The sequence below is a fragment of the Methylobacterium sp. J-059 genome (assembly GCF_022829485.1).
Classification (GTDB): Bacteria; Pseudomonadota; Alphaproteobacteria; order Rhizobiales; family Beijerinckiaceae; genus Methylobacterium.
In genome coordinates this window covers 1-2,871 of record NZ_JAKSYA010000077.1, presented here as the reverse complement: position 1 = coordinate 2,871, position 2,871 = coordinate 1, and the positions used below count along the sequence as shown (strand labels likewise).

2 protein-coding genes and 3 pseudogenes are annotated in these 2,871 nt (G+C 62.5%); 3 read left to right on the top strand and 2 right to left on the bottom strand.

Features of this window, described 5'->3' with window-relative positions; all coding sequences use genetic code 11:
• Nucleotides 1-132 (top strand): annotated as a pseudogene (locus tag MKK55_RS08780) (IS5/IS1182 family transposase); the annotation flags it as partial.
• A 28-nt stretch (nt 133-160) separates the two neighbouring features.
• Here MKK55_RS08780 and MKK55_RS08775 read toward each other — a convergent pair.
• A complete protein-coding gene (locus MKK55_RS08775) occupies nt 161-406 on the bottom strand; it encodes a hypothetical protein (protein WP_243934259.1) in 246 nt (81 codons plus the stop codon).
• Between the two features lie 178 nt (nt 407-584).
• Between MKK55_RS08775 and MKK55_RS08770 the strand changes: the two genes are divergently transcribed.
• Nucleotides 585-1,190 carry a PAS domain-containing protein gene (locus MKK55_RS08770; RefSeq protein WP_243934257.1) on the top strand — a complete coding sequence of 202 codons (606 nt, stop codon included), beginning with the start codon at nt 585-587 and terminating at the stop codon, nt 1,188-1,190.
• A 229-nt stretch (nt 1,191-1,419) separates the two neighbouring features.
• Here MKK55_RS08770 and MKK55_RS08765 read toward each other — a convergent pair.
• Nucleotides 1,420-2,733, bottom strand: a pseudogene (locus tag MKK55_RS08765) (methyl-accepting chemotaxis protein); the annotation flags it as partial.
• A 49-nt stretch (nt 2,734-2,782) separates the two neighbouring features.
• Between MKK55_RS08765 and MKK55_RS08760 the strand changes: the two are divergent.
• Nucleotides 2,783-2,871: pseudogene (locus MKK55_RS08760) on the top strand (IS5/IS1182 family transposase); the annotation flags it as partial.

Sequence of the window (2,871 nt, the reverse complement as noted above, 5' to 3'; positions counted from 1 at the left end):
CGCACCCATGCCTGGTTCAACCGTTTCCGACGCCTGCCCGTACGCTACGAGCGCCGCGCCGACATCTACGAGGCCTTCACCAACCTCGCCGCCAGTCTCATCACCCTCAACCAAATCAGGCGGTTCTGTTAGGCGCTCTTAATGCGCGGGGTAATCGCCATCAGGTCGCCAAGTACTGAGCGCCTATCGCCTGCACCGCCTGCATGAAACGTTCGCGGGCAGCGGGATCGGCCCCGCCGAGGTAGGTCTGTACAAGCGTAAGCAACGTCAAGACCTGTTGATCCAGCATCAATGGACCGTAGAACTCTGATGCCGGCACGCCGAGGGCGTCAGCTATTCGGCGCAGGTTCCGTTTCATCGTCGCGTCGCTGTCCATCGCGATCTGGGCTCTAACATCGTCGCCCATGCGCGCTTCCTTCGCCCTATCTGGCTCTTCCGCGGACACGGGATGAGCTGTCTGACCCGCTGATAGGGCGACGGCCGCCCTTGATACACAACCACAAAACGAAATCTTTGTCATTTATGCAAGCATGGAGTACGGATTTGTCCGGCACAGTCCGGCTGCCCGCATACGAGATGGCAAGATGGATCGGCGGTTCGACAGTTCAGTGGCTACATCCGGAGGGATCGGTGGGTCGCACGAGCGACTGCATGCTGCCCTCGAAGCCTCCTGCGTCGTCGGTACCTGGGATTTGGATCACGTGCGCCAGGTCATCGTCTACGACGTCGGTGCGGCGCAGCTGCTGACCGGAGATCCGGACCTCGCTGAGAAAGAGCTTACCGGGCCGATCTCTATTGCGGCTGTGCATCCTGCCGACCATGCTTGGCTGATTGATCATGTTGGAGAGGTAACCCGGGAGGGTGGCCTATTCCTGGTTGAGTACCGTGTCCTGGCTGACGACGGGGCCGTTCGATGGCTCCTCAGCCGTGGGCGCACCTATCTATCTGAAGCCGGGGACCCCTTGCGCACGTGCGGGATCCTGATCGACATCACCGAGATGCACGATGGCGACGACCGCTACGTCGTCAGCGGTTCGGGTGTAAGCGACGACCCGCTGGAGCGAGCGATTGATCTCGCCCTAGCACTCAAGAAGACACTCGGCCCCGACATGCCCGCTGGGGTTCGCGCGGCGACGGATTTACTATTGATCAGCCTAGGGCAGACGCTCGCCCGGATCGGCCGTCATTGAGCTACTACCAACAGCAGACACAACCAAAGTCTGGGAAGGGTCGGAAGCTGAATGACCCGCTTGGGTGGAATTGAGATTGTCTGCTTTTAAATAGCGAGCCGTGGAAGCGGACATCGCCTTCCCGCACGACGCTCACCGGCACTGGGGGCTCGTCGCTGATATCACCACCCGGCCCAGTGGCTCTCAGCCGTGGGGATGCGAGGAGTGCGACGGATCGCCGTCCATGACCTCAACCGACCGCTCTCGCAGCTTCCCGTACTTGGCGCGTGGCAGTGTCGACCTGCTCGCTTGCACGGGCAATCGCATCCATGCCGCCGGCGATCGTCGTCACCCCCTGAGCTGCCGTGTGCATGCTGCCCGACATCTCACGCGTGACGGCCGACTGCTCTTCCGCCGCCGCAGCAATCGCCGCAGACACCTCGTTCAGTGCTTGGATCGTGCTCTGGATCGAACCGATTGCGCTCACAGCCTCGCACGTGGCCGCCTGAGTAGCGGCGATTTGCACCCTAATTTTATTGGTCGCCCTGGCAGTCTGCTCGGCCAGAGCCTTCACCTCGGCAGCCACGACTGCGAAGCCCTTACCGGACACGCCAGCCCGCGCCGCCTCGATCGTGGCGTTAAGAGCCAGCAGGTTGGTCTGCGATGCGATGCCCTGGATCATCGTGACCACGTCGCCGATCTGCGCAGCCTGCTCGCTCAGGCCCTCGACGATGCTGGCAGTGTGGCGCGCCTGCTTGACCGCCTCGCCGGCCATTCGCGCGGCGTAGCTAACCTGTTGACTGATCTCGGAAACGGAGGCCGACAACTCCTCCGACCCCGAAGCCATGGCTTGGACGTCGCTGGAGACCTGTCCGATCGTTCCAACGGCATCGGCCGTCTGCCGCGTCACGGCCTCAACCGCGGAGCCAATCGCGTCGAGATCCGCACCGATCGCGCGGTGCGCCTCGACCCTGCGCTGCCGGTCCTGCACCTGTTCGGTAATGTCGGTAGCGAACTTGACGACCTTCAGCACCGTCCCGTTTGCGTCGGTGATTGGGTTGTAGGTCGCCCGGATCCAGACTTCGCGGCCGCCCTTGGCGATGCGGCGAAACTCGCCAGCGGCAAACTCGCCGCCTTTCAACCGGTCCCAGAAGCCGCGATAGACCATGCCCGACCGCTCGACGTCATCCACGAATAGACTGTGATGACGGCCCTGGATCTCCTCAAGCCGGTAGCCGACCGCATCGAGGAAGTTCTGATTGGCGTCGAGGACTGTGCCGCTTGGGTCGAAGGCGATGACTGCCTGCGAGCGGTGAAGGGCGGCGATCTGACCATCGCTATCCAGCGCGCGAAGCTTCTGTCCGGTGATGTCAGTGGCGATCTTGACGATTTTGAAAACACGACCGGACCGGTCTCGAACGGGGTTGTAGCTCGCCTGGATCCAAACCTGACGCCCACCCTTGGCGATGCGCTTGAACTCGGCGGCCCTGTAAGTCCCGCAGCGGAGAGCACCCCAGAATGCGCGGTATTCGACGCTGTCTCGTTCAGCCGGATCGATGAATAAGAGCGCCTAACAGAACGGCACCCTGAGCGTTGATGTGCGTTGGTGTTTCATGGCCCGCGCACTTCTTCCCGACGATCTCTGGGACGAGATCGCCCCGCTGCTTCCGCCTCCCCGACCCCGTCCGAAAGGCGGTCGACG